This window comes from Luteimicrobium album (assembly GCF_030161555.1).
Classification (GTDB): Bacteria; Actinomycetota; Actinomycetes; order Actinomycetales; family Cellulomonadaceae; genus Luteimicrobium; species Luteimicrobium album.
The window spans coordinates 3,023,017-3,047,870 of the sequence record NZ_BSUK01000001.1 but is presented as its reverse complement, the minus strand read 5'-3'; the positions used below and the strand labels follow the sequence as shown (position 1 = coordinate 3,047,870).

The following is a 24,854-nucleotide window of genomic DNA, read 5'->3' as shown; positions in this document are numbered from 1 at the left end:
GTCGGGTTATCGACGACGGCATGTCCGGGGGCCGCACCGAACTCACGCTGATCGATCCGAGGAGACGTACCGCTGCAGGAGTTCCTCAGGCTCGTCATCGGGACGAGGCGCTCTCCGCTGCAGCGACGGCAGCCCGCAGCCGACCGACCGCCGCACGTTGAGCGTCGTCGAGCGTGCTCTCGTGTTCACCAAGTCGTCGGACGGCATCCGCGAAGGCGAGCGACGCCGCGACACGAAACCCTCGGCTCCCGCGACTCGCGACGGCAGCGAGCATCTCGTCGACGACTGCGAAGACATCCCACTCGTCGTCGGGAGCGTCATCGGTGCGCATCGGGAAGAGGGCGTTCACCCCGCGCCATGCCGTATCCACCTCGCGGCTGGCCCGACGCCGTTCGCGCCAGGTCATGACAAGAGCGCGCGGACGTCGTCGGCCGTGATGCCCGACGCCGCGGACGTGCCGCCGTCGAGCACGCTCGCGAAGAGCCGCGACTTCGCGGCTTTGAGGGCCATGACCTTGTCCTCGATGGTGTCGGTCGCGACGAGCCGGTAGACCATGACCTGGCGGGTCTGGCCGATGCGGTGCGCGCGGTCGACGGCTTGCGCCTCGGCGGCGGGGTTCCACCAGGGGTCCAGGAGGATGCAGTAGTCGGCGGCGGTCAGGTTGAGGCCGAAGCCGCCGGCCTTGAGGCTCACGAGGAACAGCGGCACCTCGCCCGACGTGAACCGCTCGATCGCCTCCGCCCGCTTCCGGGTGCGCCCGTCGAGGTACGCGTACCCGGTCCCGGCCTCGTCGAGCCGGTCGCGCACGCGCCGCAGGAACCGGGTGAACTGGCTGAACACGAGCACGTTGTGCCCTTCGGCGAGGACGTCGTCGAGCATCTCGAAGAGCACGTCGAGCTTCGACGACGGCACGTCCGCCTGCTTCTCGTCCACGAGCGACACGTCGAGGCTGGCCTGGCGGAGCACGCTGAGCGACCGGAACACCTTGAACCGGTTGGAGTCGAGCTCGTCGACGAGCCCGAGGACGTTCTTGCGCTCGCGCTGCAGGTACTGGTCGTACACGCGCCGGTGCCGCGGGTTGAGCGTGACCTCGGTGACGAGCTCCTGGCGCGCGGGCAGCTCCTTGGCGACGTCCTCCTTGGTGCGGCGCAAGAGGAACGGCGCGACGCGCCGCCGCAGGAGGTCGAGCCGCGACTGGTGGCCCTCGCGCTCGATGGGCCCGGCGTAGTAGTCGGCGAACCGGCGCGGGTCGGGGAACAGCCCCGGGCTCGTGATCGACAGGATCGCCCACAGCTCCATGAGGTTGTTCTCGAGCGGCGTCCCGGTCAGCGCGAGCTTCACCGGCGCCCGGAGCGTGCGCGCGCACCGGTACGCGACGGACTGCCGGTTCTTGACGAACTGGGCCTCGTCGAGCACGAGCATCGACCAGTCGAGCGCCTGGTACTCGTCGGCGTCGAGCCGGAACAGCGCGTACGACGTCACGACGACGTCCGCCCCGTCGACCACTTCGGCGAGCTTCGCGCGGCGCTTCTTCGTGGTCTCGCTCACCGCCACCACGGTGAGGCCGGGCGTGAACCGCCGGGCCTCGGCCACCCAGTTCCCGACGACGCTCGTGGGTGCCACGACGAGCACCGGTGGCCCCGCACCGCGGTCCCGCTGGCGCTGCACCGCGGCGAGGGTCTGCAGCGTCTTGCCGAGACCCATGTCGTCGGCGAGCACCCCGCCCAGGTCGTGCTCGGCGAGGAACGCGAGCCACGCGAACCCCTCCCGCTGGTAGGGCCGCAGCTCCGCGTCCACCCCTGCCGGCACGTCGACCGGCTCGGGCTTCGCGCCGCCCGCGAGCGCCCCGAGCGCCGTCCGCCAGGCGGCGGACTGCGCGTCGACGAGGCCCAGCCGGTCGAGCTCGTCGAACAGGTCGACCTGGTAGCGGCTGACGGGCACGGACGGCTTGAGCGTGTCGCCGAGCGCGCCGGCCTCGTCGAGGATCTCGCGGAGCCGGTCGAACCGGCGGTCGAGCGTGAACCGCAGACCGTCGGGCAGGAGCACCTTGTCGCGGCCCTGCGCGAGGGCCGTGAAGACGGTCTGGAAGGGGATCGACCTGCCGTCCACCTGGACCACGACCCCGAGGTCGAACCAGTCGTGGCCCCCGGTGGGCGTGACCTCGACGCTCACGTCCACGACGACGCCGACCCGGTAGTCGAGGTCGGCGGGCGCGTCGGGGTGGACCATCACCTCGACGACGAACCCGTCGTCGGACGCGGCCAGCTCCTCGAGCCGCGGCAGCTCGTCGGTGAAGAAGGCCGCCGTCGACCAGCCCGAGAGCTCGTCGTCGTGCACGGGCACGCCGAGCCGGGGCTCGAGCCGCGCGAGCACCGCCGACTCCTCCTCCTCGTCGCGGACCGACGACGGCGCCCCGCGTGGTGCGGTCCGCCCCACCGGGAACGTGGCCACCGGCGCGTCGCCGGCCTCCGCGTCGACGTACCGCCACTGCCACACGACCCGCGCGCCGTGGTCGGCGAGCCGCGTGACCTGGAGCGCGAGCACGGGCCGGGGCGGGTCGGGCAGGTGGACGTCGTCGCCGAGCTCGACGTCCTCGAACAGGGCCGCGAGCGCCGGGAGCGCGCGTCGGAGGAACCGCGGCTCGTCGGACGTCGGGACCACCAGCGGCTCGCGCCGCGCCACGAGGTCGAGACCCGTCTCGTCGAGGGCTTCGCCAGCCGGGCGAGCACGAGCGGGGCCACCGCGCCGCCGGCGCTCCCGACCGGCGCGACGACGACGCCGCCCGCCGGCGAGCCGAGCGGCAGCGCCTCGCGCAGGGCGGGCTCCCGCAGCTCCGGCACGTCGTCGGGGACCTCGACCTCGATCCGGGCCTCGACGGCGAGCCCGTCGTCGACGCGTTCGACGTGCAGCACCGACCGGGCCCGCCCGTCGCGGACGGGGGTCTGGGCGCGGTCGGCGGCCACGACGGGCAACCCGACCCGCCGTGCGTCCGCCCACAGCGCCCAGAACGCCGACGCAGGCAGCTCGTCGGGGTGGATCCACGTCGGGTCGTCGAACGCGAAGCCCGTGGTCCGGGCAGCCGACGCCAGCCCCGACAGCGCGCGCAGGACGGGCAGGTGGCGTTCGTCCGCGGGCTCGCGCACGTACCGCAGCTCGCGCCACGAGACGCCCGTGCGCACCCAACGGTTCCGCGCGCCCAGCACGACCGGGCGCAGCCCGAACCGCGGCGCCCCGAAGCGCACCCGGCCGCCGCCGGTGGTGCCGCCGTCGACGAGGTCCGCCTGGAGCGCCACCGGCTGGGCCGGCCTCCCCCACGCGTCCCAGCCCCGGACCGGGGCGGTGCCCCGCGCGGGGGCGGGTGCGCCGTCGTCGTCCTCGTCACCGAGCAGCGGCGCGAGCGCGCGCTCCCACTCGGGCAGCTCGGGCCCCGGGGACGGCGCGCCCGACGGCGCGGCGACGGCCGGGCCGGAGACCTGCTGCGCCCGGTACGCGAGCAGGGTCGCGGCGACGTGCTTGCAGTTCAGCCCCACCGGGCACGAGCAGCGGCCCTCGCGCGGGACCTTGCCCGACGGCGACATCTCCACGACCGCGACGTACGGCGTCCCGGCGGTGCCCTGGACGTGCCCCACGATCCGCGAGCCGTCGCCGTTGCGCGCGACGCTCACGACCCGGCCGCGCTCCACGTAGTCCTCGGCGCGACCCATCGCGGGCGCGCCGACGAGCGCGGCGACGTCTGCGATGCTGAACACCGAACCATCCAAGCACCTGCGGCCCACGGAGCCCGACCCGGGTGAAATGTCGCCCACGTCCCGTCTCCACACCGCCTCGCTGCCTCCTGCACCGCTCCTCAACCTACGCGGGCGTAGGCTTGGGCGGTTGGGCCCACTCACGTCTTCAGGGAGACTCGTTGGACGGCAACGCCACCACCACGCACCGCAACGTCGCCCTCCTCTCGATCGCCAGCACCCTGGCGTCCCGGGTCACCACCTCGGAGGAGCTCGACGACCGCCTCGCCCCCGCGCTCAAGCGCCTGCGGCTCCCGCGTGGACTCCTCCAGCGCGTCGCCGGCGTGCTCGAACGCCGCAACTGGGGACCCGACCAGAGCTTCGACACCGCCGCCATCGACGCGGGGAAGCGCGCGCTCGCCGAGGCGGGCGTCGACGCCAGCGAGGTCGGCCTCCTCATCAACACGTCCGTGACGCGTCCCCACCTCGAGCCCTCCGTCGCGGTGCGCCTGCACCACGGGCTCGGACTGCCGTCGTCGGCCATCAACTTCGACATCGCGAACGCGTGCCTCGGGTTCGTCAACGCCATGAGCCTCGCGGGCACGATGATCGACTCCGGCCAGATCAAGTACGCGCTCATCATCGACGGCGAGGACGCCGACGAGGTCCAGGTCACCACCGTCAACCGCCTCCTCGGCGAGGGCGTCAAGCGCAAGGACTTCATGGCCGAGTTCGCGAGCCTGACCCTCGGGTCCGGCGCGGCCGCCGCCGTCCTCGGACCCGCGGACGCGCACCCCAAGGGCCACCGCCTCGTCGGCGGGATCACGCGCGCCGCGACCCAGTTCCACGACCTGTGCGTCGGCAGCGTCGAAGGCATGTTCACGGACGCCAAGGCCCTCCTCAAGAACGGGCTCGACCTCGTCCAGGCCGCCTGGCGCGACGCGCTCCCCCAGTGGAGCTGGAAGGACATGGACCGGTACATCACGCACCAGGTCTCCAAGGTCCACTCCGACTCGTTCGTGAAGTCCGTCGGGCTCGACCCGACCCGCGTCCCCGCCACCTTCCCCACGCTCGGCAACATCGGCCCCGCGTCCATCCCCATCACCCTCGACCAGGAGCAGAAGAACCTGCGCCCCGGCGACCGGGTGCTCCTCATGGGAGTCGGCTCGGGCATCAACACCGCGATGCTCGAGCTCGCCTGGTGACCGCCCCGGCCCGGCGGCTCCCCGCGGCCGCCGCCACCACCGCGCCCGCAACCCTCCCGCCCGCCGGCCTGCCGGGCCTCGACCCGGCCTGGTCGAGGCTCGTCGTCGTGCCCGCAGCGCCCGACGACGATGATCCCGGCGAGCGGACCTGGCACCTCCTCGACAACGCCCCCGCGCTCGACGACGGCGCACCCGTCCGCGGCACCATCCTCGCCGTCCACGGCAACCCCACCTGGTCCTACCTGTGGCGCCGCCTCCTCGACCCGGCCGCCCGGGCCGGGTGGCGCGTCGTCGCCGTCGACCAGCTCGACATGGGCTGGTCCGAGCGCACCGGCGTCGCCCGCACCCTTCCCCAGCGTGTCCGCGACCTCGGCCGCCTCACCGACACCCTCGGCCTCGACGGACCCGTCGTCACGCTCGGCCACGACTGGGGCGGCGTCGTCTCCCTCGGCTGGGCCGTCGACCACCCCGACCAGCTCGCCGGGATGACGCTGCTCAACACCGCGATCCACCAGCCCGACGACGCGGCGGTGCCCGCACCCCTGCGCCTCGCCCTCGCGTCCGGCGTCCTCGGACGCGGGACCGTCACCACCCCCGCGTTCCTCGAGACCACGCTCGCGCTCGGACACCCCGCCCTCCCCCGCGACGTCAAGGACGCCTACCGCGCGCCCTACCGCACCACCGAACGGCGCGGCGGGATCGGCGCCTTCGTCGCCGACATCCCCCTCGACCCCACCCACCCCTCGCACGCCGAGCTCGAGCGCATCGCCGACGGCGTCAGCCGCCTCGGGGACGACGGGGTGCCCGCACTCCTCCAGTGGGGACCGCGCGATCCGGTCTTCCGCGACCGCTACCTCCACGACCTCGCGCACCGGCTGCCGGGGGCGCAGGTGCACCGGTACGAAGCGGCGGGGCACCTCGTCGCGGAGGACGTGGACTTCGTGACGCCGCTGCTGTCGTGGCTGGACGCGTTTCTGCCTCGGCTCGGGGCGGTGGGGGCGCGGAGGTTCGACGCGTCTACCATCCGCGCTCCTCGTTCCTCGGAGCGCTCCCGCCAGACCCGCCACGACGCGGCGTCATCCCCCGCCCCCACCGCTGCTGGACCGTCACCGACGTCCGGGTCGCCTTCCGACCAACCCGCGGATTCCGGGGAGCGCTCGCCCCTGTGGGGGCAGCTCCAGGAGAGGCGCAAGGACCCCGAGGTGGCGCTCGTCGAGATGACCGCCAGGGCTGGTGGGGGCCGCGGGCCGTGAGCTGGCGGCTGCTGAGCCGGCGGGTCGAGGAGATCGCCGCCGGGCTGAACGCCTTCGGCGTGACGGCTGGGGACCGGGTCTCGTTGCTGGTGCCGCCCAGCGCCGACCTGACCGCCGTCCTGTACGCGTGTGTGCGTCTCGGAGCCGTGGTGGTCGTCGCCGATGCCGGACTCGGTGTGGGTGGTCTGACGCGGGCCGTGCGGGGGCGCAGGCCGACGTCGTCGTCGGGGCCATACCCGGGCTCGTCGCCGCGCGGGTGCTCGGATGGCCCGGGCGACGCGTGTCCGTGACGGACCTCGCCCCCGCGGCCGCGCGGGCCCTCAAGGTGGAGGCCAGCCTCGCCGACCTCGCGGAGGCTGGGCGCCGGGTGCTCGACGGTGGCGGTTCCCTGCCGCCCGAGCCCGCACCCGACACCGAGGCCGCCGTGCTCTTCACCTCCGGCTCCACCGGGCCCGCCAAGGGCGTCGTCTACACGCACGCCCAGCTCGAAGCCGTCGTCCGGACGCTCGGGACGCGGTACGACGTCGGGCCCGGGACCGGGCTCGTCGCCGGGTTCGCGCCGTTCGCGCTCCTCGGCCCCGCCCTCGGGGCACGCTCCGTGACCCCCGACATGGACGTGTCCGCGCCCCGGACGCTCAGCGCCCGAGCCGTGGCCGCCGCGGCGGCCGAGGTCGACGCGACCGTCGTCTTCCTGTCCCCCGCCGCGCTCACCAACGTCGTCGCGACGCAGGACCAGCTCACGCCCGCCGACCGCGACGCGCTCGAGCGGGTGCGGCTCTTCCTCTCGGCCGGCGCGCCCGTCGCACCGGCCCTGCTCGCGGGTGCGCAGCGGCTCATGCCGCGCGCGTCCGCCCACACGCCCTACGGCATGACCGAGGGCCTGCTCATGACGGACGTGACGCTCGAGCAGATCGAGGGCGAGGCACCGGGATCGGCCGCGGCCGGGCCCGGCGGGGTGCTCGTGGGCGAACCCGTCGAGTCGGTCACCGTGCGTATCAGCCCGCTCGACGCCGACGGCGCTGCCACTGGCGAGGCCGACGACGTCCGCGGGGTGACCGGCGAGGTCGTCGTGTCCGCGCCCCACCTGAAGGACCACTACGACCGTCTGTGGCTCACCGACCGGGCCGCCGTCCGCGACACCGGCGCCGACACGCCCGCCGCCCGCGGGACCGGCGAGCGCTGGCACCGCACGGGCGACGTCGGGCACCTCGACGACGACGGCCGGCTCTGGATCGAGGGCCGGCTCAGCCACGTGATCGTCACGGCCGACGGCGTCGTCACCCCCGTCGGCCCCGAGCAGCGGGTGGACGCGCTCGACGGCGTCCGGCGCTCCGGCGTCGTGGGCGTCGGGCCGCGCGGGACGCAGCAGCTCGTCGCGGTGGTCGAGCCCGAGGAGCCCCGATCTCGCGTGCGACGCGGCCCCCTCGCGCGGGCCCGGCTCGCCGACGCGGACCTCGCCGCGCGCGTGCGGGCCGCCGTCGGACGGCCCGTCGCCGCGGTTCTCGTCGTGCCCACGTTGCCCACGGACATCCGGCACAACTCCAAGGTCGACCGGGGCGCCCTCGCGACCTGGGCGGAGCGCGTGCTCGCCGGCGGCCGGATGGTGGCGCCGTGAGCGCCCGCGGGACCGTCCTCGTCACGGGCGCGAGCGGCTTCCTCGGGCGCGCGGTCGTCCGCGACCTCCAGGACGCCGGGTACGCGGTGCGGACGTTCCAGCGGCGGCCGTCGGGCGTGCCGGACGCGCAAGACCTGCTCGGCACGGTGACCGACCCCGCCGCCGTGCGCGGTGCCGTGGCCGGGGCGGACGCCGTCGTGCACCTGGCCGCCAAGGTGTCCCTCGCCGGGGACCCGGCGGACTTCGAGCGGGTCAACGTGGCCGGGACGGCCGACCTGCTCGACGCCGCGCACGCCGCCGGTGTGTCGAGGTTCGTCCACGTCTCCTCGCCGTCCGTCGCGCACGCGGGAACCTCGATCGTCGGCGACGACGCCGAGCCTGCCGACCCCGACCGGGCGCACGGCGAGTACGCGCGCACCAAGGCGCTCGGCGAACGGCTCGCGCTCGCCGCCGACTCCGCAGCCATGCCGCTCGTCGTCGTGCGACCGCACCTCGTCTGGGGTCCGGGCGACACGCAGCTCGTCGAGCGGGTCGTCGAACGCGCCCGAGCCGGGCGGCTTCCCCTGCTCGGCGCGGGGCAGGCGCTCATCGACACCACGTACGTCGACAACGCGACGTCGGCGATCGCGGCCGCGCTCGAGCGTGCGCCGGAGGTTCATGGCAACGCGTACGTCGTCACGAACGGCGAGCCGCGCACCGTCGCCGAGCTCCTCACGGGGATCTGCGAGGCCGCGGGCGTGCGCCCCCGGCGTGGTCGGTCCCGCCGTCGTTCGCCCGGTTCGCGGGGGCCTCGTCGAGCGGGTCTGGGCCGTGCGGCCCGGCGTGGACGAGCCGCCCATGACCCGGTTCCTCGCCGAGCAGCTCTCGACCGCACACTGGTTCGACCAACGCCGCACGCGCGCCGACCTGCGGTGGACCCCCGCCGTGACCCTCGACGAGGGCTTCGCCCGCCTGGCGGCGTCCTACCGCTGAGCTCTCCGGGCGCCCGCCAAGCAAGCGCGTCCCCCGTCCACCAAGCACGAGATCCCCGCTTGCTCGACGCGAGACACGCTTGCTCGGCGATGTGGCACGTTGCCCGGCTCAGCCCTGGGGCCAGGTCTCCGGCAGACCGAAGGCCGCGAACAGCGCCGTGTCGAAGTACGCGATGACGTGCGTGACGCCGTCGGGCCCGAGCTCGACCTGGTGGAGCTGGAAGGCGCGGTGGACGCCGTCGTCGGACCGCATGTACAGGCCGTACGCCGGGAGTCCGTTCGCGGTGCCCGCGGACACGAGACGCATGTCCCCCGGGCCCTGGGCCGGGCACCACGTGCCGATGAGCGTGCCGATCTGCGCCGGACCCTCGTACCACTCCGGGTAGGGCGGCATCTCCCAGACGACGTCGTCGGCCAGGAGCTTCACGATCCCGGGAACGTCATAGCTCTCGAACGCGGTGACGTACGCGGCGAGCCGCTCGCGGGTGCGCGGGTCGTCGAGGTCCGGGGAGGCGCCGTCGGCCCCGTCCTCCTCGAGGCGTGCCACCTGGGCCCGGGCACGCTGCAGCGTGGAGTTCACGCCGGCCACCGTGAGCCCGAGCGCCTCGGCGGTCTCCGCCGCGCTGCACTGGAGCACCTCGCGCAGCAGCAGGACGGCGCGCTGCTGGGCGGTCAGGTGCTGCAGCGCGGTGACGAACGCGAGCCGGACGTTGTCGCGGGTCACCGTCTCGGCGGCGGGGTCGACGGGCTCGGTGCCCCAGACCAGTGCGTCGGGCAGCGGCTCGAGCCAGGTGCGGTCACGGTCGGGCTGCGGCTCGCGCGCGGGGTCGGCCGCAGGCTGTCCGAGACCCGTGGGCAGGGGCCGCCTCTTGCGCGACTCGAGGTGCGTGAGGCACGTGTTCGTCGCGATCCGGTACAGCCACGTGCGCAGCGAGGACCGGTGCTCGAACGTGTGCATCGCACGCCAGGCCCGCAGGTACGTCTCCTGGACGAGGTCCTCGGCATCCTGGACCGAACCGGTCATCCGGTAGCAGTGCGCGAAGATCTCGCGGCGCAGCGGCGCGACGAGCTCCTCGAAGGTGGCGTCATCGACCGCGGGCGCGGCCTCACGTGCTGGCGTCGTCGTCATCCCTCGACGGTACGCGGGGCGACCGACACGGTCGACGACGGTCGGACCGGGCAACAGACGACGCCCGGTCCGCGATGAGTTCCGGGGGCGTGGTGGGTCTGCCCGGACGACACCCCCGAACCGGAGGACCCATGGACCGCATGATCTTCGTCAACCTGCCCGTCGCCGACCTGGGCGCCGCGAGCCGCTTCTACACGGGCCTCGGGTTCCGGCTCGACGAGCGCTTCACCGACGAGCACGCCGCCTGCGTCGTCGTGTCCGACACGATCTGCGTGATGCTGCTCGTGCCGCCGTTCTTCGCGCAGTTCGCCCCGACGCCGGTGAGCGACCCGCAGCGGACCACGCAAGTCGTGAACTGCCTGTCGGCGTCGACCCGCGACGAGGTCGACGACCTCGTCCGGCGCGCTGTCGCTGCGGGCGGCACCGAGTACCGCGAGCCCCAGGAGGACGGCGGGATGTACGGCCGGTCGTTCACCGACATCGACGGTCACGCCTGGGAGGTCATGCACATGGCCGCGTGAGCGGCCACGCGGCCACGCGGCCGCGTGCTGCCCCGTCAGCCCGAGCCGCTCGAACGCCGCCGCGAGCCCGTCGTCCTCGGGCCGCCCCGTGGTCCAGTCGGCCGCGGCGACCGCGTCCGGGTGCGCGCCGCCCATCGCGACGCCCACCCCGACGTAGCGGAGCATCTCGACGTCGTTGAGGCCGTCGCCCAGCCCGACCGCCGCCGAGCGCGGCACGCCGAGATGGGCCAGCACGACCTCCACCGCGACCCCCTTGTGGACGCCGCGCGTCTGGATCTCGGCGCTGCGCGCCCCGAGGCGGGCGGTCGACGAGCGCAGCACGGTCATCGTGTCCCCGACCACCGCACGGACGTCCTCGAGCGGGACGGGCGAGTCGAGCAGCAGCACCTTGTTGACGTCGTCGCGGCGGATCCCGACGCCGGTCCGGACCCGCGCGACGAGGTCGGTCAGGCCGGGGCCGAGGTCGACGTCCGGCTCGTCGCCCCGCAGGAGCCGCTCGAACGTCGCCGGGGCGTCCGGCGTCCCGTAGAGGCCCCCGTTGGTCTCGAGCAGGTACGCGGCGCCGAGCCCGTCCAGCAGGTCCAGCAGCCGACCGAGCACCGCCGGGTCGATCGTCTCGTGCCGCAGGACCGTGCCGTCCGCGAGCGCCGCGTACGCACCCGCCCCGGCGACGACGCCGTCGAACGACCCGTCGCCGAGGGACACGAGCTCCGAGGGCGACCGCCCCGTGCACAGGAACACCAGGTGCCCGGCGGCGCGGGCCTCCGCGACGGCGCGGCGCGCGCTGTCCGGTGCGACGCCGGTGTGGGTCAGATAGGTCCCGTCGACGTCGAGGAACACGACACGGCGCTCCGGTGTCGAGAAGCCCGTCGCCGGCACCTGCACGGTCATCACTCCTGTATGTCGCGTCGCACGGCACCCGTCGGCGCCGCGACCATCCTCCGGGCAGCGCGGGGCGGCAGTCAAAACCGCGCCGCCACCCTGCGTAGCGGTCCGACCGGTCGTAGCGTCGGAAGGGTCCGGGCGGGCCGGGGCGCCCGCCACCCCTGACGAGAGGAACAGAGCCATGGGACTCGAGGACAAGATCAAGAACGCGGCCGAGGACCTGGAGGGCAAGGCCAAGGAGGCCGCCGGCAGGCTCACGGGCGACCACAAGAAGGAGGCCGAGGGCAAGGCCGACCAGGCGAAGTCCGACGTCAAGCAGGCCGGCGAGAAGGTCAAGGACTCCTTCGACCACTGACCCCTCGCGCGAGGCACCCCTCCCGGAGGGCCACCTCGCGAGCTGCGCGCGGCCCGTGTCCCGTCAGGGGCGCGGGCCGCTGTCGTGCCCCGGGGCGCGGTGGCGGCCGACCGGCACCACCATGGGGTCGCCCGTGACGGGGTCGTCGACGACGACGCTGCGCAGCCCGAAGACGCGCTCCACGAGGTCGGCGGTCACGACGTCGCCCGGGGCGCCGGCGGCCACGATCTCCCCGGCACGCATCGCGACGAGGTGGTCGGCGTAGCGGACGGCCTGGTTGAGGTCGTGCAGGACCATGACCACGGTGGTGCCGCGGTCGGCGTTGAGCTCGGCGAGGAGGTCCATGACCTCGACCTGGTGGGCGATGTCGAGGTAGGTGGTGGGCTCGTCGAGGAGCAGCAGGTCGGTGCGCTGGGCGAGCGCCATCGCGATCCACACGCGCTGCCGCTGCCCGCCTGACAGCTCGGACAGCGGCCGGGCGGCGAGGTCCGTGACGCCCGTGGCCTCCATCGCCTCCGCGACGGCGAGGTCGTCGGCCGACGTCCACCGCCGCAGCCAGCCCTGGTGCGGGTAGCGGCCGCGTCCGACGAGGTCGGCGACCGTGATGCCCTCGGGCGCGACGGGGCTCTGCGGCAGCAGGCCGAGCACCTGCGCGACGCGACGCGTGCCGAGCGTGCGCACGTCCTCGCCGTCGAGCAGGACGCGGCCGGACTCGGGCGCGAGCAGGCGTGCGAGGCCGCGCAGCAGCGTGGACTTGCCGCACGCGTTGGGTCCCACGATGGCCGTCACCCGTCCGGGCGGCACGGTCAGACCGAGCTCGCGCACGACGACGCGCCCCTCGTAGCCGAGGGTGAGGTCCTCGGCCGCGAGGGTGTGCGTCGGGCGCTCGGGGGCGGCCGGCGCGGGACGGTCGGGCAGGGTCACGTCAGCCTCCTCGCCCGGCACGGTTCGTCCGGGTCAGCAGCCAGAGCAGGTAGGGGGCGCCCACGATGCCGGTCACGACGCCCACGGGGTAGGTCGTCCCGGGCACCGCGAACTGGGCGACGCCGTCGGCCACGACGACGACGAGCGCCCCGACCAGCGCGGAGCACACGAGCGCGGGCGCGCCGCTCGCGACGAGACGGCGGGCGATCGGTGCCGACACGAGCGCGACGAACGTCACCGGCCCGGCGGCCGCGACGGCGACCGCGGCGAGCGCCACCGCCGTCAGGACGGCGAGCCCCGGGTGCGCTCGACGCCCACCCCGAGCGCCGCGGCGGTGTCGTCGCCGAGCTCGAGCTGAGCGAGCCTCGGCCCCTGGAGCCAGGCGAGCGGCAGCAGCACGAGGGACGCGACGGCGAGGACCGAGAGCCGGTCTCCCCGGCGCCGTTGAGGCTCCCGGTGAGCCAGACGAGCGCCTCGCGCACGTCGGTCACGGCGCTGCGGGTCAGCACGTACGACACGATCGCGGACGCCACGGCCGCGACGCCGATCCCGACGAGCACGAACCGGTACCCCGACAGGCCGGCACGCCAGGCGAGCGCGTAGACGAGGAGCGCCGCGGCGAGCGCGCCCACGAGCACCAGGGCCGACAGCGCCACGCCGCTGAGCGAGAACCACACGATCCCGATCACGCCTGCCGCGCTCGCGGCACCCGTGATGCCGACGATGTCGGGGCTCGCGAGCGGGTTCCGCACCACGGACTGCAGGAGCCCCCGGACACCCCGAGGCACGCGCCGACCAGGAGCCCCGTCTCGAGCCGCGGGAGCCGCAGGTCGAAGATGACGAAGTGCGTCAGCTCGTCGGCCTGCCCGACGAGCGCGCGCAGCACGTCCGCGGGCGCGACCGCGGCTTCACCGAGGCACAGCGAGACTCCGCACGCCACCAGGACGAGCACCGCGAGCACGACGCCCACCCGCACCTGCCGGGCGCGCCGCGCCCGCCTGACGTGCGCCGTCGTGCCGGGGGCGACCGCCGTCGCCGCGCTCACAGGCCCACCGACCCGCGGCGACGCACGAGCACGATGAACACCGGCGCCCCGACGACGGCCGTGACGATCCCGACCTCGAGCTCGCCCGGGTACGCGACGACGCGCCCGATCACGTCGCACACGAGCAGCAGCGTCGGCGCGATCAGGGCGGAGAACGCGAGGATCCAGCGGTAGTCGTGCCCGACGAGGCGCCGCGCGGCGTGCGGGACGATGAGCCCGACGAACGCGATCGGCCCGGCGGCGGCGGTCGCGGCCCCGCACAGGAGCACCACGGCGACCGCGCTCGCGGCTCGCACGCGCCCGACGTGCTGACCGAGGGCCCGCGCGACGTCGTCGCCGAGCGCGAGCCCGTTGAGCGAACGACCGAGCGCGAGCGCGACCACGGCCCCGAGCGCGATGGGCGGCAGGACCTCCCACACGACGTCGTACCCGCGCCCCGCGAGCGCGCCCACCTGCCAGAACCGGAGCTGGTCGAGGGCTTCGTTGCTGGTCAGGAGGACGGCCGTCACGAGCGAGGTGAGCGCGGCGCTCACGGCGGCGCCCGCGAGCGCCAGCTTCACGGGCGTCGCCCCCTCGCGGCCGAGCGACCCGATCGTGTACACGACGACGGACGCGAGCGCGGCGCCGAGGAAGGCGAACGGCACGTACCCGGCCGTGGACGAGATCCCGGCCACGGAGATCGCGAGCACGACGGCGAGCGAGGCGCCCGCGTTGACGCCGAGCAGGCCGGGGTCGGCGAGGGGGTTGCGCGTGAGGCCCTGCATGACGGTGCCCGCGAGGCCCAGCGCGAGCCCCGCGAGCACGCCCACGAGCGTCCGGGGCAGGCGCTTGTCGACGACGATGAGCGACGCCTCGTCGTGCGGGTCGTAGTGCCGCAGGGCGCCCAGCACCGCGGACGGCGAGAGCGCGTTCGACCCGACCATGAGGCTCGCGAGCACCGCGGCGAGCAGCAGCACCGCGCACACCACGAGCCCGAGCACGAGCCGACGACGGCGCGCGGTCAGGCTCGCGGCCGACGACGGCGCCCCGCCGGGCGCGGAGCCGGGCGGGGCGGTCGTGGGACGTGTGGCAGGCACAGCGGGGACGCTACTACGACGCCGCTACTTGGCCTTCTCGGCGGCGGCCGCGAGCTGCGGCACGTACTGGTTGAGCATCCACGGGATCGACAGCACGGTCGGGGCGCTGGACGCCATCACGAACGACTCGCCGACGATCGGTGCGAACGCGCCGGACTTCACCGACGGCATGGCCGCGACCAGCGGGTCCTTCATGAAGGTGTCGGCGGCCTTCTGGTCGCCGAAGTACGCGACGAGGACGTCGGTGTCGATCTTCGACAGGTTCTCGTAGCTGACCTGGAAGAAGTAGCTGTCGTCCGGCTTGGTGTCGAGGGCCTTGACGCTCGGGCTGACGACCATGCCGAGCTGGACCAGGAGCTGGACGCGCGGGTCGGACGCCCGGTAGACGCTGAGCTTGTCGGCCTCGTTGGACGCTGCGTAGACGAACGTCTTGCCCTTGAGGACGGGGTACTTCGCGCCGAGCGCGGTGATGTCCGCGTTGGTCTTGCTCACGAGGTCGGCGGCCTGTGCCGAGCGCCCGAGCGCCTTGCCGATGATCGTGGTCTGGTCCTGCCAGCTCGTGGCCCACGGCTTGTCGGGGTAGGCGACGACGGGCGCGATCTTGCTCAGCGTGTCGAAGTCGTCCTGGGTGAGGCCGGAGTAGGGCGCGAGGATGACGTCGGGCTTGGCCTTGACGATCTCCTCGAACGGCACCTGGCCGGTGTCGCCGCCGGACAGGAGCTGCGGGGTGGTGCCGCCGAGCTCCTTGATGGCGTCGGCGTCCCACGGGAACACGCCGTCGGCGTTGCCGCCGTAGGTGTTCTTGGGCATCGCGACCGGCACGACGCCGAGCGCGAGGACCGCGTCCTGCGAGGACCAGCCCCACGTCACGACCCGCTTCGGCTCGGACTTGATCGTCGCGGTGCCGAGCGCGGACGTGACCGTCACGGGGAACGAGTCGGTAGCACCGGTCGCGGCCGCGGAGGACGCAGCGCCGCCCGTCGGGCTCGACGAGCCGCCGCCGTCGGACGACGAGCACCCGGCGAGCGCGAGCGCGCCCGCGACGAGGCCGGCCGCCACGACGGCGAGTCGGCCGCGGGCACGGCGGGACGAAGACAGAACGGACATGGAGGTGCTCCTCGGGACGGACTCACGGGGCCGGCGGCACCGTCGCGCGCCAGAGGTAAGCCTACCCTTATCCGACAGTCGGTCGGTCCGCCCCTCGCTGGTGGTGGCGGTCGGGTGCCCGCGGCTGGGTCGGGTGGGGCGGGCGGGGCCAGCCCACCTTCTCCGTGGTCGGGCACGACCCGCCCCGCCACGCCGACCATGCGAACAGCCCCCTCCTCGACGTCGAACGTGTGCGCCATCGCATGCTCGGCGTACGCGAGGGCGCACGATCGCATGGTCGGGACGCGGACCTGTACCGACGACGGCGTCACCCCGGCTCGAGAGGTCAGGACCGGCAGCGTCCGAGCGGGTTCAGTGCCGGTCGTGACCGGCTCACGTCCCGGCACCGCGCGCAGCAGACACCGCCGAGTCAGCGCGTTTCCTCCGAGTCAGCGCGAACTCCCCGCTGACTGGGAGGAAACGCGCTGACTCGCACCGAAGGCTGGACGACGACCGGGGGCCCCGGAACGCGGCGAAGGCGAGCGGACGGCGAAGCGGGTGGGTGCGGGGAGGTGGTGAAGGGCGTCAAGGAGTGCGCACGGCCCCCAGGGCCGCAGCACGACAGCCCGAACCACCCCGCACCCACCCGCGAACCCGACCACGGCACCATCGGCGAACACAGCGTCACGCTCGGCGAGCTCAGCGCGGGGCGCGCCAGCGCCACACCAGCAGCACGACCCCGACGAGCAGCGCCGCACCGGCGACGACGGCGACGGGCCGCAGGTGAGGAGCCTCACCGCCGGGTGCGAGTGTGAGAAGCACCACGGCTGCGAGCGCCTGCGCCGGCACCTGGATCGCGACGAGCCGTCGGACCGGTGCAGCGAGCACCCGCACCGCGACCTGCCCGCCGGACGGGAGTGCGAGCGAGAACGCCGCGACGACGTGCAGGACGTGCAGCCCGAGCAACAGCAGCGCGAACCGCCAGGTCCACCCGTCGTGCGGCAGCGTCAGCGCCGCGACGCCCAGGTAGACCATGAGTCCCCACGCGGCCAGGGTCCTCGGGGACGACGTCGCGACGACCGCGAGCACCACCGCGGCGAACAGCCAGAACCCGTGCGCGACGATCCCGGCCAGCCCGGCGCCCACCAGGAGCACGGCGGCGCGGGCCCACCAGCCGGGGAACGACGCGCCGATCTCGGGGGCAGGATCCGCGGCGCCTCGTCGACGCCGAGCGCGCCCGGCCCGCGGCTCATCGCGGTCCCCGTCCGGCTCGGGCGAGGGTGCGCAGCGCTGCGGCCCGCTCCCCCGCGCCGCCCGCCGGTTCCTGCCAGCGCAGCAGCTCGACGCCGGACGCCTGGAGGTTCCGCATGCGTTCCTCGCGCTCGAGCGCGACGAGCCGGAACGCGACCCGCTCGTGGGGTTGGAGGCCGCCGGTGCGCGGTGCCGGCAGGACGTCGACCGCGATCACCCGGTGCCCTCCCGCGCGCCAGAGCGTCGCCATGCGGGGCGCCTCGTCGTCGAGGAACGTCGAGAACACGTACACGAGTGCGCCGGCCGGCACGACGGGGGCCCGCAGCCGGGCGAAGCGGCTGCCGGCGGGGCGGCTGAGCGTGACGGCCCGGACCACGCGGTCGCGGTGCCGTGTCCCGCCGCCGGGCTGCAGGACGCGCACCTGCGACGCGAGGTCCTGCACGCCGACCCGGTCCCCAGCGGCGGCGTACGCGGTCGCGAGGGACGCCGCGGCCTCCCGGGCGAGGTCGAGCGAGGTCACGCCCTCGCCGTCGGCGGTGTGCCCGGTCCAGTCCTCGACGTTCTCGCCGACGTCGTCACGGGAGTCGAGGACGAGGACGACGGTCGCGTCCGCGAGCGCGGAGGTCCGGCGCACGAACAGCTCGTCGGCGAGCCGGGCACGCCGCGCGGTGGCCCGCCAGTCGATGCGGCGCAGCCGGTCGCCGGGGGCGAACGGGTGCACGTCGCGGAAGTCGCCGCCGTCGCCGGGGCGGGCCGACTGGTGGTTCCCGGTCATGCCCTGGAGCCGGTGCGGGAGCGGCAGGGACGCGACGGGCACGGCCCGGGGGTGACGACCTGCTCGACGTCGAGCTCGCGGACGGGCGCGGTGAACCAGGCGGCGTCCTGGCCGAGCAGGCGGTGCTGGAGCCGGAGCAGGAGCTGCGGGCCGGAGTGCAGGATCGGGACCTCGCCCGTGAGGTCGGCGGCGCGGTCCGGGATGACGACGAGGTCGTGCGGCCTCGTCCCGAGGACGCTGACGCGCACGTGGACGGCGTCGGTGCCGCCCGTGCCGTCGACGCCGATCCGGTACCGCACGAGCCTCGCGCCGGGGTCGGGCGCGACCCGGACGAGCAGGCCGGTGGTGGGGGCGCCGTCGGGCGTGGCGGGCGGTCGGGACACCCACGCCCAGGCCGAGGCCACGGCGAGCGGGAGCGCGAGGAGCACGAGGTCGGCGCGGGTGGCGACGACCCCGAGGACTGCGAGCAGCACGGCGACCACGGCACCCGCGAGCGCGGCGGCGCTGGTGAGCGGGACGACGCGCGTGCGCCCGGAGGCCCGCTCGGACGCGCGGTCCGGTACGACGGCGGTCGGTGTCGTCACAGCGTCACGCCCGTGCGGTCGGCAGGTCGCTCCCGGCCTCCCGGCCGACGGTCGGCGGCACGGGCACCCGCGCGACGACGGACTCGACGACGGACACCGGCTGCACGCCCGTCGCCCACGCCTGCGTGGTCAGCGAGATCCGGTGCGCGAGCACGGGCACGGCGACGGCCTTGACGTCCTCGGGGGTCACGAAGCCGCGTCCCGCCATGACGGCACGCGACCGGGCCACGAGCAGGAGCCCCTGCGACCCGCGCGGCGACGCCCCGACCTGCACGGCGTCGTGCGCGCGCGTGCCGGCGGCCAGGTCGACGCAGTAGCGCGCGACGTCGGCGTCGACGTGGACGGTCTCGACGCCTGCCTGCATGGCCCGCAGGGTCGCGGCATCGATGACGGGCTCGACGTGCGCGACCTCGGTGCGCCGCGCCACCCGGTTCAGGAGCACCTGCTCCTCGCCCTCGGCCGTGGGGTAGCCCACGGCGAGCCGGACCATGAACCGGTCGAGCTGTGCCTCGGGCAGCGCGTAGGTGCCCTCGAACTCGATCGGGTTGGACGTCGCGACGACGTGGAACGGCTCGGGCAGCGGGAACCTCCGGCCCTCGACCGTGACCTGGCCCTCGGCCATCGCCTCGAGGAGCGCGGACTGCGTCTTGGGGGCGGTGCGGTTGATCTCGTCCGCGAGGAACAGCCCGGTGAAGACCGGGCCGGGACGGAAGTCGAAGTCCGAGCGCGCCGGGTCCCACACGAACGAGCCCGTGATGTCCGAGGGCAGGAGGTCGGGCGTGCACTGCAGCCGCCGGAAGTCCAGCCCGAGCGCCGACGCGAGCGACCGCGCGGCCAGGGTCTTGCCGAGGCCCGGGACGTCCTCGAACAGGACGTGCCCGCCTGCGAGGATCGCCCCGAGCGCCAGCCCGACGGCGTCGTCCATCCCGACGACGACGGTCGCCACACGCTCGCGCACGAGGGCCGCGAGCCGGGCCACCTCCGCGACAGGGAGGGCGGTCGGTTCGGGGTCGGTCATGGCAGCTCCTTGGGCGGGGTGGTGCGGTCGAGTCGTTCGAGCGCGGTGAGGCAGGCGACGAAGTCGGTGCGGCGGGCCCGCGTGGTGCCGGCGCGCAGCAGGGTCGGGGCGGAGCCTCCGAGCAGGGCCACGACGCGGGGCGCGTCGGCCGGGTCGTCGAGGTCGACGCCGTGCCGGGCGAGCCGCACGCGCGCCACGGCCCGTAGTCGACGCAGCGCGGCCGCCCCTCGACGGTCCGGCCCCGTCCGACGGCGGCGGCGAGGCGCGAGACGTCGTCGCGCACGCCGGTCGCGGCGGGCCGTGCACCGGGGCGCCAGATCGCGTCGTCCCAGTCGGGTGCCCCGCGCCACAGCACGGCGACCGTGAGCGTCACCGCGCCGAAGGCGAGGGCGTGCCACGGGTCCACACCCAGGTACCAGGGCACGAGCGCGGCGAGGACGGGCAGGACGACCACCGTGACGACGCGGTGCTGACGCGGCCCGCCGACGACGCGTCGGACCGCGCGCCCGTCCGGACGACCGCCCGTCACCGCGACCACCGCCGCGCCTGGGCGTCCCAGCCCTGCGTGAGGCGCTCGAGGGCGGACCGTGCCGCGGCGACGTCGTCGGGCGTGGCCGTGTAGCCGCCGTAGCGGACGCGCAGGTACAGGTCGAGGAGCGCGTGGACGGCGTCGTCGTCGGAGGTCACGCGTCCGAGGATGCGCGTCGTGAGCTCGGACGCCGTCTCGGCGGGTCGGCGCGCCACGCCGGCGTCCTGTGCGGCCTCCTCGAGGCCGAGCCAGGCCGTGACGATCGCGTCGTGGGGCTCACGGCCCGAGTCGAGGACGTGGAAGGCGTGGTCGAACCCGCGCCGGAGCACCGGCAGGTCGGGCTCCTCGGCGACGGCCTCGGGCTCCGTCAGCGCGGCGTCGTGCACGCCGGGCGCCTCCGCGGGCTCGTCGTCGGGCGGGTGCCCGTCGTGGTGCCGTCGCCACCAGAACGCGAGCGCGATCGCGATCGCCACGACCACGACCGCGACGACCCCGACCCAGACCCACGGGCTGATGTGCCACCGGTCGGGTTTGCCCTGCAGGAGCGGCGGGGGCTCGGCATCGTCCGCGTGGGGGCGGCGGGCGTGTCGGGGGCGTCGTGCGCGCCGAGGTCGACGTGCGGCAGCCACCGGACGCCCTCCTGCGCGACGGGTCCCTGGAGCGCGACGGCGAGCACGACGAGCACCCCCAGACCCGCGACGACGCCGACGACGGCACGCGCGTTCGGGCGACGCTCCGGCGGCGTGCTCGGGTTCACCCGGACAACTTAGCGGCCCTAGGCTCGTCCGGTGCACTCCGACATCGCTGTCCGTCCGTCGGGGGCGTCCGCGCTCCCCTCCGCCGAGCCCTCCGCCACCGGCACCGACGCCGCCGGGATCCTCCGGTTCGTCCGGGCGCTCGAGGCCTCTCCCACGCAGGAGCCGCACGGTCTCGTCGTGCTCCGCCACGGCCGGGTCGTCGCGCAGGGCTGGTGGGCGCCGTACGCCCCGCAGCGCCGGCACCTGCTGTACTCGCTGAGCAAGAGCTTCACGTCCGCGGCGGCGGGGCTCGCGGTCGCCGAGGGGCTCCTCCGGCTCGACGACCCGGTCCTCGCGTACTTCCCCGAGCTCGACGACGAGATCACCGACGCGCGCACGCGCCGCATGCTGGTGCGGCATGTGGCGTCGATGGCGAGCGGGCACACGCGCGACACGTTCGACGAGGCGTTCGCCGACCCGAAGGTCGACCCGGTCCACGCGTTCCTGCGGATCCGCCCCGACGAGGAGCCGGGCAGCGTCTTCGCGTACAACCAGCCGGCGACGTACACGCTGGGCGCGATCGTGCAGCGGGTCACGGGCGGCTCGCTCCTCGAGTACCTCCGACCGCGCCTGCTCGACCCGCTCGGGATCGGCCCGCTCGGCTGGCAGCAGCGCGGCGGCCGGCAGATCGCCTTCACCGGGCTCTTCGCCCCGACGGACGCGATCGCACGCCTGGGCCAGCTCCTCCTCCGGCGGGGGCGCTGGGGCGACCGGCAGCTCCTGCCCGAGGAGTGGGTCGACGCCGCCACGTCCGTGCAGGTCCCGACGCCTCGCCCGTTCGGCGGCCCCGGCGAGGCCGAGGCGAACCCCGACGACTCCGACTGGCAGCAGGGCTACGGCTTCCAGCACTGGATGTCGCGGCACGGGTTCCGGGGCGACGGCGCCATCGGTCAGTTCTGCGTCGTGCTGCCCGAGCACGACGTCGTCGTCGCGATCACGGCCCAGTCCCCCGACATGCAGGAGACCCTCGACCTGGCGTGGGAGCACCTGCTGCCGGCCTTCGCGGGCCCGGGCACGCCCCAGGCGGACGCGGAACTCGCGGCACACCTGGAGGCGGCCTCGCTCCCGGCGCCCGAGCTGCCGGCCCTGCCCGACGACGGCGCCTGGGCCGGGACCGTGTTCCTGCCCGAAGGCGGGGCGTGCGCCGCGCAGCCGAGCCTGACGCAGGTCCGGCTGGACGACGGCCTGCGGTTGACGCTCGTCGACCGGGGCGGTGACGTCGAGGCGGCGTTCGCTCCGGGCACGCCGGGCTGGACCGTCACCGAGGGTGTCGTGCCGGTCGCGACGTCGGGCGGCGCCGAGGGCACGGACCGGCTCCGGGTCCAGGTCATGTTCCTCGAAGCGCCGCACCGGCTCGAGCTCGTGCTCGACCAGGCTTCGGGGACCTTCCGCGCGGCCTGGAGCGCCGAGCCCCTGCGCTTCGCGACCACGCCCCTGCGGACGCTCGCGACGCCGGCCGCGCTCGGGTAGGGGCAGCCGGGTGCGCCGTCAGGCGGCGACGTCGAAGTCGTCACCCCGGCGCACCCGGTGCCCGCGGACGACGGTGTCGTCGGCGAGGATGCTGTCGGGGACGACCCGTGCCCCGCGCCCGATCCGCACGCCCGTGCCGAGCCGGGAGCCGGCGCCGACGTGCGCGCCGTCGCGGATCGTCGAGCCGCGGCCGACGTGGACGCCCGTGCCGATCACCACGTCCTCGCCGACGGTCACGCCCTGGTCGATCCAGCTTCCTGCGCCCACGCTGGTGCGGGCGCCGACGCGGGCGCCCTCCTCGACGTAGGCCGTGCGGGCGATGCGCGCCGAGGTGTCCACGAACGCGCGTGGGGAGACGAGTCCTTCACCGTTGGGGTGCCGGACGTAGACCACCGTCTCGCCGAAGTCGTTCTCGAACTCGACCCGTCCTGCTCGCGTCATCGGTCCTCCTGCCGTCTGTCGCAACGTTCGCCTTTCGCAACGTTCGCATGACATAACGTCAGACCGTCGAGGCATGTTCCCCGCGCGCCAGGGCGGCGTCCACCAGCACCGCCGCCGCTTCCCGCGCCTGGGCGGCGGCGGCCGGGTCGCCCGAGATCGCCGCCGTCGTCTGCGCGCCCTCGGCGAGGATGGCGAGCTGCGCCGCCACGACGTCGGGCAGGCCCTCCTCGCGGACGAGCCCGAGGACGTACTCCTGGAACGCCGCCTTCTGGGCTCGGACCGCCTCGGCGACGGCCGGCGAGGTCGCCCCCAGCTCGCCGAACGAGTTGATGAACGCGCAGCCGCGGAAGTCGTCCTCGCGGAACCAGGCGTCGAGGAAGTCGAAGACGGCGAGCAGCCGGTCACGCGGCGTGGCGGCGGCGCGCACCGCGGCCTCGAGCCCGGTGGCCCATTGCTCGGTGCGGTGGTGCAGCACCGCGACGACGAGGTCGTCCTTGGACGGGAACAGGCTGTAGATCCGCTTGAGCGAGACCTGCGCCTCCGCTCGCACCGCGTCCATGCCGACCGCGTGCACGCCGTGCGCGTAGAAAAGCCTGTCGGCCGCGGTCACGACCTGGTCGCGTGCCGTCTCGTCGTCCATCACGTGTTCACCTTCCAGCCCTTGCACGGAGAACCATCGTTCTCTACTGTAGTGCCCACAGCGGAGAACGACCGTTCTCCCGCTCTCGGAAAGAGGCTGGTCATGGGACGCATCACCGTCGGACGCGAGAACACCACCGACATCGAGCTGTACTACGAGGACCACGGGACCGGCCAGCCGGTCGTCCTCATCCACGGCTACCCGCTCGACGGGAACAGCTGGGAGCTCCAGGCCCGCGAGCTCCTCGACGCCGGCTACCGGGTGCTCACCTACGACCGCCGCGGCTTCGGCGGGTCGAGCAAGGTCGGCACCGGGTACGACTACGACACCTTCGCCGCCGACCTCGACGCCCTCCTCGAGGCGCTCGACCTGCGCGACGTGATCCTCGTCGGCTTCTCGATGGGCACCGGCGAGCTCGCCCGGTACGTCAAGAACCACGGGCACGAGCGCGTCGCCAAGCTCGCGTTCCTGGCATCGCTCGAGCCGTTCCTGCTGCAGACGGACGACAACCCCGAGGGCGTCCCGCAGTCCGTCTTCGACGGCATCGAGCAGGCCGCCCGCGGCAACCGCTACGCCTGGTACACGCAGTTCTACGCCGACTTCTACAACCTCGACGAGAACCTCGGCTCGCGCATCAGCGAGGAGACCGTCCGGGCGAGCTGGACGACCGCGATCGGCTCCGCACCGGTCGCGGCCTACGCGGTCGTCCCGAGCTGGCTCGAGGACTTCCGGGCCGACGTCGAGGCCGTGCGTGAGGCCGGCAAGCCCACGCTGATCCTCCACGGCACCGCCGACCGGATCCTCCCGATCGACGCGACGGGCCGGCGCTTCCACGCGGCCCTGCCGGACGCGGAGTACGTCGAGGTCGAGGGCGCCCCGCACGGGCTGCTCGCCACGCACCCGGCCGAGGTCAACGAGGCGCTGCTCGCGTTCGTCCGCGGCTGACCTCCGGACCGGGGGCGGGCGGTCGCGCGGCGGCTCCCCACGCCGGGCCTCAGTCCGGCCAGCCCGCCACGACGACCTTGCCCGTCACGTGCCCCGTCTCCACGAGCCGGTGCGCCTCGCGCAGCGTGTCGACGGCCAGGGGGCCGAGCGTCGTCGTCACCGTGGGCCGCACGACGCCCGCGTCCACGAGGTCGGCGACGGCGTCGAGGATCGCGCCCTGCCTCGTCGAGCGGGGAGCGTGCAACGGGTCGGTGAACATGAACTCCCAGTGCCAGGCGATGCTGCGCTCCTTGAGAGGGGCCACGTCGCGGGGGCCGTCGTCGATCGCGACGACGGCCCCGAACGGCGCGACCACCCGCGCGTACGTCTCGACCTGGCCCGCCGAGTGCGACGTGAAGACCCAGCGCACGCCGTCGGGCGCGAGCGCGAGCACCTGCTCACCGAGGTCGCCCGACCGGTGGTCCACGGTCTCCGCCGCACCCAGCCCCCGGACCCAGCGGACGGCGTCGTCCCCCGACGCGGTCGCGATGGTCCGGACCCGCGGCGCCCGCGCGCGGACGAGCTGCAGCAGCACGGAGCCCACTCCCCGGTCGCGCCGACCACGAGCAGGTCGC

Annotated in this window: 23 protein-coding genes and 4 pseudogenes; 7 read left to right on the top strand and 20 right to left on the bottom strand. The window is 74.7% G+C overall.

The genetic code is table 11. The features are described 5' to 3' along the window. Window positions 1-94: 94 nt before the first annotated feature. Genes QQK45_RS15525 through QQK45_RS15515 form a run of 3 tightly spaced genes read right to left on the bottom strand, consistent with a single transcriptional unit; the run spans window position 95 to window position 3,749 of the window. Window positions 95-406, bottom strand: coding sequence for a hypothetical protein (locus QQK45_RS15525; RefSeq protein WP_284294056.1), 312 nt, complete (start codon window positions 404-406; stop codon window positions 95-97). Continuing rightward, window positions 403-2,229 carry a DEAD/DEAH box helicase gene (locus tag QQK45_RS15520; protein ID WP_284295069.1) on the bottom strand — a complete coding sequence of 609 codons (1,827 nt, stop codon included), beginning with the start codon at window positions 2,227-2,229 and terminating at the stop codon, window positions 403-405. Before QQK45_RS15520 ends, QQK45_RS15525 begins: the two co-directional genes overlap by 4 nt. Beyond that, on the bottom strand, window positions 2,229-3,749 hold the full coding sequence (locus tag QQK45_RS15515) for an SWIM zinc finger family protein (RefSeq protein WP_284294055.1): 1,521 nt from the start codon (window positions 3,747-3,749) through the stop codon (window positions 2,229-2,231). Before QQK45_RS15515 ends, QQK45_RS15520 begins: the two co-directional genes overlap by 1 nt. Window positions 3,750-3,907: 158 nt before the next feature. Here QQK45_RS15515 and QQK45_RS15510 point away from each other — a divergent pair, with 158 nt between their 5' ends. From QQK45_RS15510 to QQK45_RS15500, 3 genes and pseudogenes are all read left to right on the top strand, one after another. Further along, window positions 3,908-4,930: a 3-oxoacyl-ACP synthase III gene (locus QQK45_RS15510; RefSeq protein ID WP_284294054.1), complete on the top strand. Its 1,023-nt coding sequence runs from the start codon at window positions 3,908-3,910 to the stop codon at window positions 4,928-4,930. 68 nt (window positions 4,931-4,998) lie between these two features. Beyond that, a pseudogene (locus tag QQK45_RS15505) lies at window positions 4,999-7,798 on the top strand (alpha/beta fold hydrolase). Then, a pseudogene (locus tag QQK45_RS15500) lies at window positions 7,753-8,770 on the top strand (NAD-dependent epimerase/dehydratase family protein). The pseudogenes QQK45_RS15505 and QQK45_RS15500 overlap by 46 nt, the downstream one beginning before the upstream one ends. Window positions 8,771-8,878: 108 nt before the next feature. Here QQK45_RS15500 and QQK45_RS15495 read toward each other — a convergent pair. Next, window positions 8,879-9,898 carry a sigma-70 family RNA polymerase sigma factor gene (locus QQK45_RS15495; protein WP_284294053.1) on the bottom strand — a complete coding sequence of 340 codons (1,020 nt, stop codon included), beginning with the start codon at window positions 9,896-9,898 and terminating at the stop codon, window positions 8,879-8,881. Between the two features lie 74 nt (window positions 9,899-9,972). Here QQK45_RS15495 and QQK45_RS15490 point away from each other — a divergent pair, with 74 nt between their 5' ends. Then, window positions 9,973-10,419, top strand: coding sequence for a VOC family protein (locus tag QQK45_RS15490; RefSeq protein WP_348525369.1), 447 nt, complete (start codon window positions 9,973-9,975; stop codon window positions 10,417-10,419). 66 nt (window positions 10,420-10,485) lie between these two features. Here QQK45_RS15490 and QQK45_RS15485 read toward each other — a convergent pair. After that, window positions 10,486-11,310: pseudogene (locus QQK45_RS15485) on the bottom strand (HAD hydrolase family protein); the annotation flags it as partial. Window positions 11,311-11,485: 175 nt separating this feature from the next. On the opposite strand from QQK45_RS15485, the gene QQK45_RS15480 reads away from it, so the two are divergent. Further along, window positions 11,486-11,659 (top strand): CsbD family protein, encoded by a 174-nt coding sequence (locus QQK45_RS15480; protein ID WP_284294052.1) that lies wholly within the window; start codon window positions 11,486-11,488, stop codon window positions 11,657-11,659. A 63-nt stretch (window positions 11,660-11,722) separates the two neighbouring features. Here the strand turns inward: QQK45_RS15480 and QQK45_RS15475 are convergent, their stop codons facing one another. From QQK45_RS15475 to QQK45_RS15420, 12 genes and pseudogenes are all read right to left on the bottom strand, one after another. After that, window positions 11,723-12,583: an ABC transporter ATP-binding protein gene (locus QQK45_RS15475; RefSeq protein ID WP_284294051.1), complete on the bottom strand. Its 861-nt coding sequence runs from the start codon at window positions 12,581-12,583 to the stop codon at window positions 11,723-11,725. 1 nt (window position 12,584) lies between these two features. Continuing rightward, window positions 12,585-12,860 (bottom strand): iron chelate uptake ABC transporter family permease subunit, encoded by a 276-nt coding sequence (locus QQK45_RS15470; protein ID WP_284294050.1) that lies wholly within the window; start codon window positions 12,858-12,860, stop codon window positions 12,585-12,587. A 217-nt stretch (window positions 12,861-13,077) separates the two neighbouring features. Then, window positions 13,078-13,335 (bottom strand): annotated as a pseudogene (locus QQK45_RS15465) (iron chelate uptake ABC transporter family permease subunit); the annotation flags it as partial. Beyond that, window positions 13,269-13,628 carry an iron chelate uptake ABC transporter family permease subunit gene (locus tag QQK45_RS15460; RefSeq protein ID WP_284294049.1) on the bottom strand — a complete coding sequence of 120 codons (360 nt, stop codon included), beginning with the start codon at window positions 13,626-13,628 and terminating at the stop codon, window positions 13,269-13,271. The pseudogene QQK45_RS15465 and the gene QQK45_RS15460, both read right to left, overlap by 67 nt. Next, window positions 13,625-14,704: a FecCD family ABC transporter permease gene (locus QQK45_RS15455; RefSeq protein ID WP_284294048.1), complete on the bottom strand. Its 1,080-nt coding sequence runs from the start codon at window positions 14,702-14,704 to the stop codon at window positions 13,625-13,627. The genes QQK45_RS15460 and QQK45_RS15455 overlap by 4 nt, the downstream gene beginning before the upstream one ends. Before the next feature lie 24 nt (window positions 14,705-14,728). Next, complete coding sequence (locus QQK45_RS15450) at window positions 14,729-15,811, bottom strand: iron-siderophore ABC transporter substrate-binding protein (protein ID WP_284294047.1); 1,083 nt, start codon at window positions 15,809-15,811, stop codon at window positions 14,729-14,731. A gap of 678 nt (window positions 15,812-16,489) precedes the next feature. After that, on the bottom strand, window positions 16,490-16,945 hold the full coding sequence (locus QQK45_RS15445; RefSeq protein ID WP_284294046.1) for a hypothetical protein: 456 nt from the start codon (window positions 16,943-16,945) through the stop codon (window positions 16,490-16,492). Window positions 16,946-17,039: 94 nt separating this feature from the next. Beyond that, window positions 17,040-17,858 (bottom strand): DUF58 domain-containing protein, encoded by an 819-nt coding sequence (locus tag QQK45_RS15440; RefSeq protein WP_284294045.1) that lies wholly within the window; start codon window positions 17,856-17,858, stop codon window positions 17,040-17,042. Further along, window positions 17,813-18,400, bottom strand: coding sequence for a hypothetical protein (locus tag QQK45_RS15435; protein WP_284294044.1), 588 nt, complete (start codon window positions 18,398-18,400; stop codon window positions 17,813-17,815). The genes QQK45_RS15440 and QQK45_RS15435 overlap by 46 nt, the downstream gene beginning before the upstream one ends. A gap of 4 nt (window positions 18,401-18,404) precedes the next feature. Continuing rightward, window positions 18,405-19,418: an AAA family ATPase gene (locus QQK45_RS15430; protein ID WP_284294043.1), complete on the bottom strand. Its 1,014-nt coding sequence runs from the start codon at window positions 19,416-19,418 to the stop codon at window positions 18,405-18,407. After that, complete coding sequence (locus QQK45_RS15425; RefSeq protein ID WP_284294042.1) at window positions 19,415-19,615, bottom strand: hypothetical protein; 201 nt, start codon at window positions 19,613-19,615, stop codon at window positions 19,415-19,417. Before QQK45_RS15425 ends, QQK45_RS15430 begins: the two co-directional genes overlap by 4 nt. A 328-nt stretch (window positions 19,616-19,943) precedes the next feature. Further along, window positions 19,944-20,576, bottom strand: a complete 633-nt coding sequence (locus QQK45_RS15420) for a DUF4129 domain-containing protein (RefSeq protein WP_284294041.1) — start codon at window positions 20,574-20,576, stop codon at window positions 19,944-19,946. A gap of 159 nt (window positions 20,577-20,735) precedes the next feature. On the opposite strand from QQK45_RS15420, the gene QQK45_RS15415 reads away from it, so the two are divergent. After that, window positions 20,736-22,214: a serine hydrolase domain-containing protein gene (locus QQK45_RS15415; RefSeq protein ID WP_284294040.1), complete on the top strand. Its 1,479-nt coding sequence runs from the start codon at window positions 20,736-20,738 to the stop codon at window positions 22,212-22,214. Between the two features lie 18 nt (window positions 22,215-22,232). On the opposite strand, the gene QQK45_RS15410 is transcribed toward QQK45_RS15415, so the two are convergent. Next, on the bottom strand, window positions 22,233-22,655 hold the full coding sequence (locus QQK45_RS15410) for a DapH/DapD/GlmU-related protein (RefSeq protein ID WP_284294039.1): 423 nt from the start codon (window positions 22,653-22,655) through the stop codon (window positions 22,233-22,235). Window positions 22,656-22,713: 58 nt separating this feature from the next. Next, window positions 22,714-23,295, bottom strand: a complete 582-nt coding sequence (locus tag QQK45_RS15405; protein WP_284295067.1) for a TetR/AcrR family transcriptional regulator — start codon at window positions 23,293-23,295, stop codon at window positions 22,714-22,716. A gap of 102 nt (window positions 23,296-23,397) precedes the next feature. Between QQK45_RS15405 and QQK45_RS15400 the strand changes: the two genes are divergently transcribed. Continuing rightward, on the top strand, window positions 23,398-24,240 hold the full coding sequence (locus tag QQK45_RS15400; protein WP_284294038.1) for an alpha/beta fold hydrolase: 843 nt from the start codon (window positions 23,398-23,400) through the stop codon (window positions 24,238-24,240). Between the two features lie 49 nt (window positions 24,241-24,289). On the opposite strand, the gene QQK45_RS15395 is transcribed toward QQK45_RS15400, so the two are convergent. Further along, window positions 24,290-24,814 (bottom strand): zinc-binding dehydrogenase, encoded by a 525-nt coding sequence (locus QQK45_RS15395; RefSeq protein WP_284294037.1) that lies wholly within the window; start codon window positions 24,812-24,814, stop codon window positions 24,290-24,292. Window positions 24,815-24,854 lie beyond the last annotated feature (40 nt).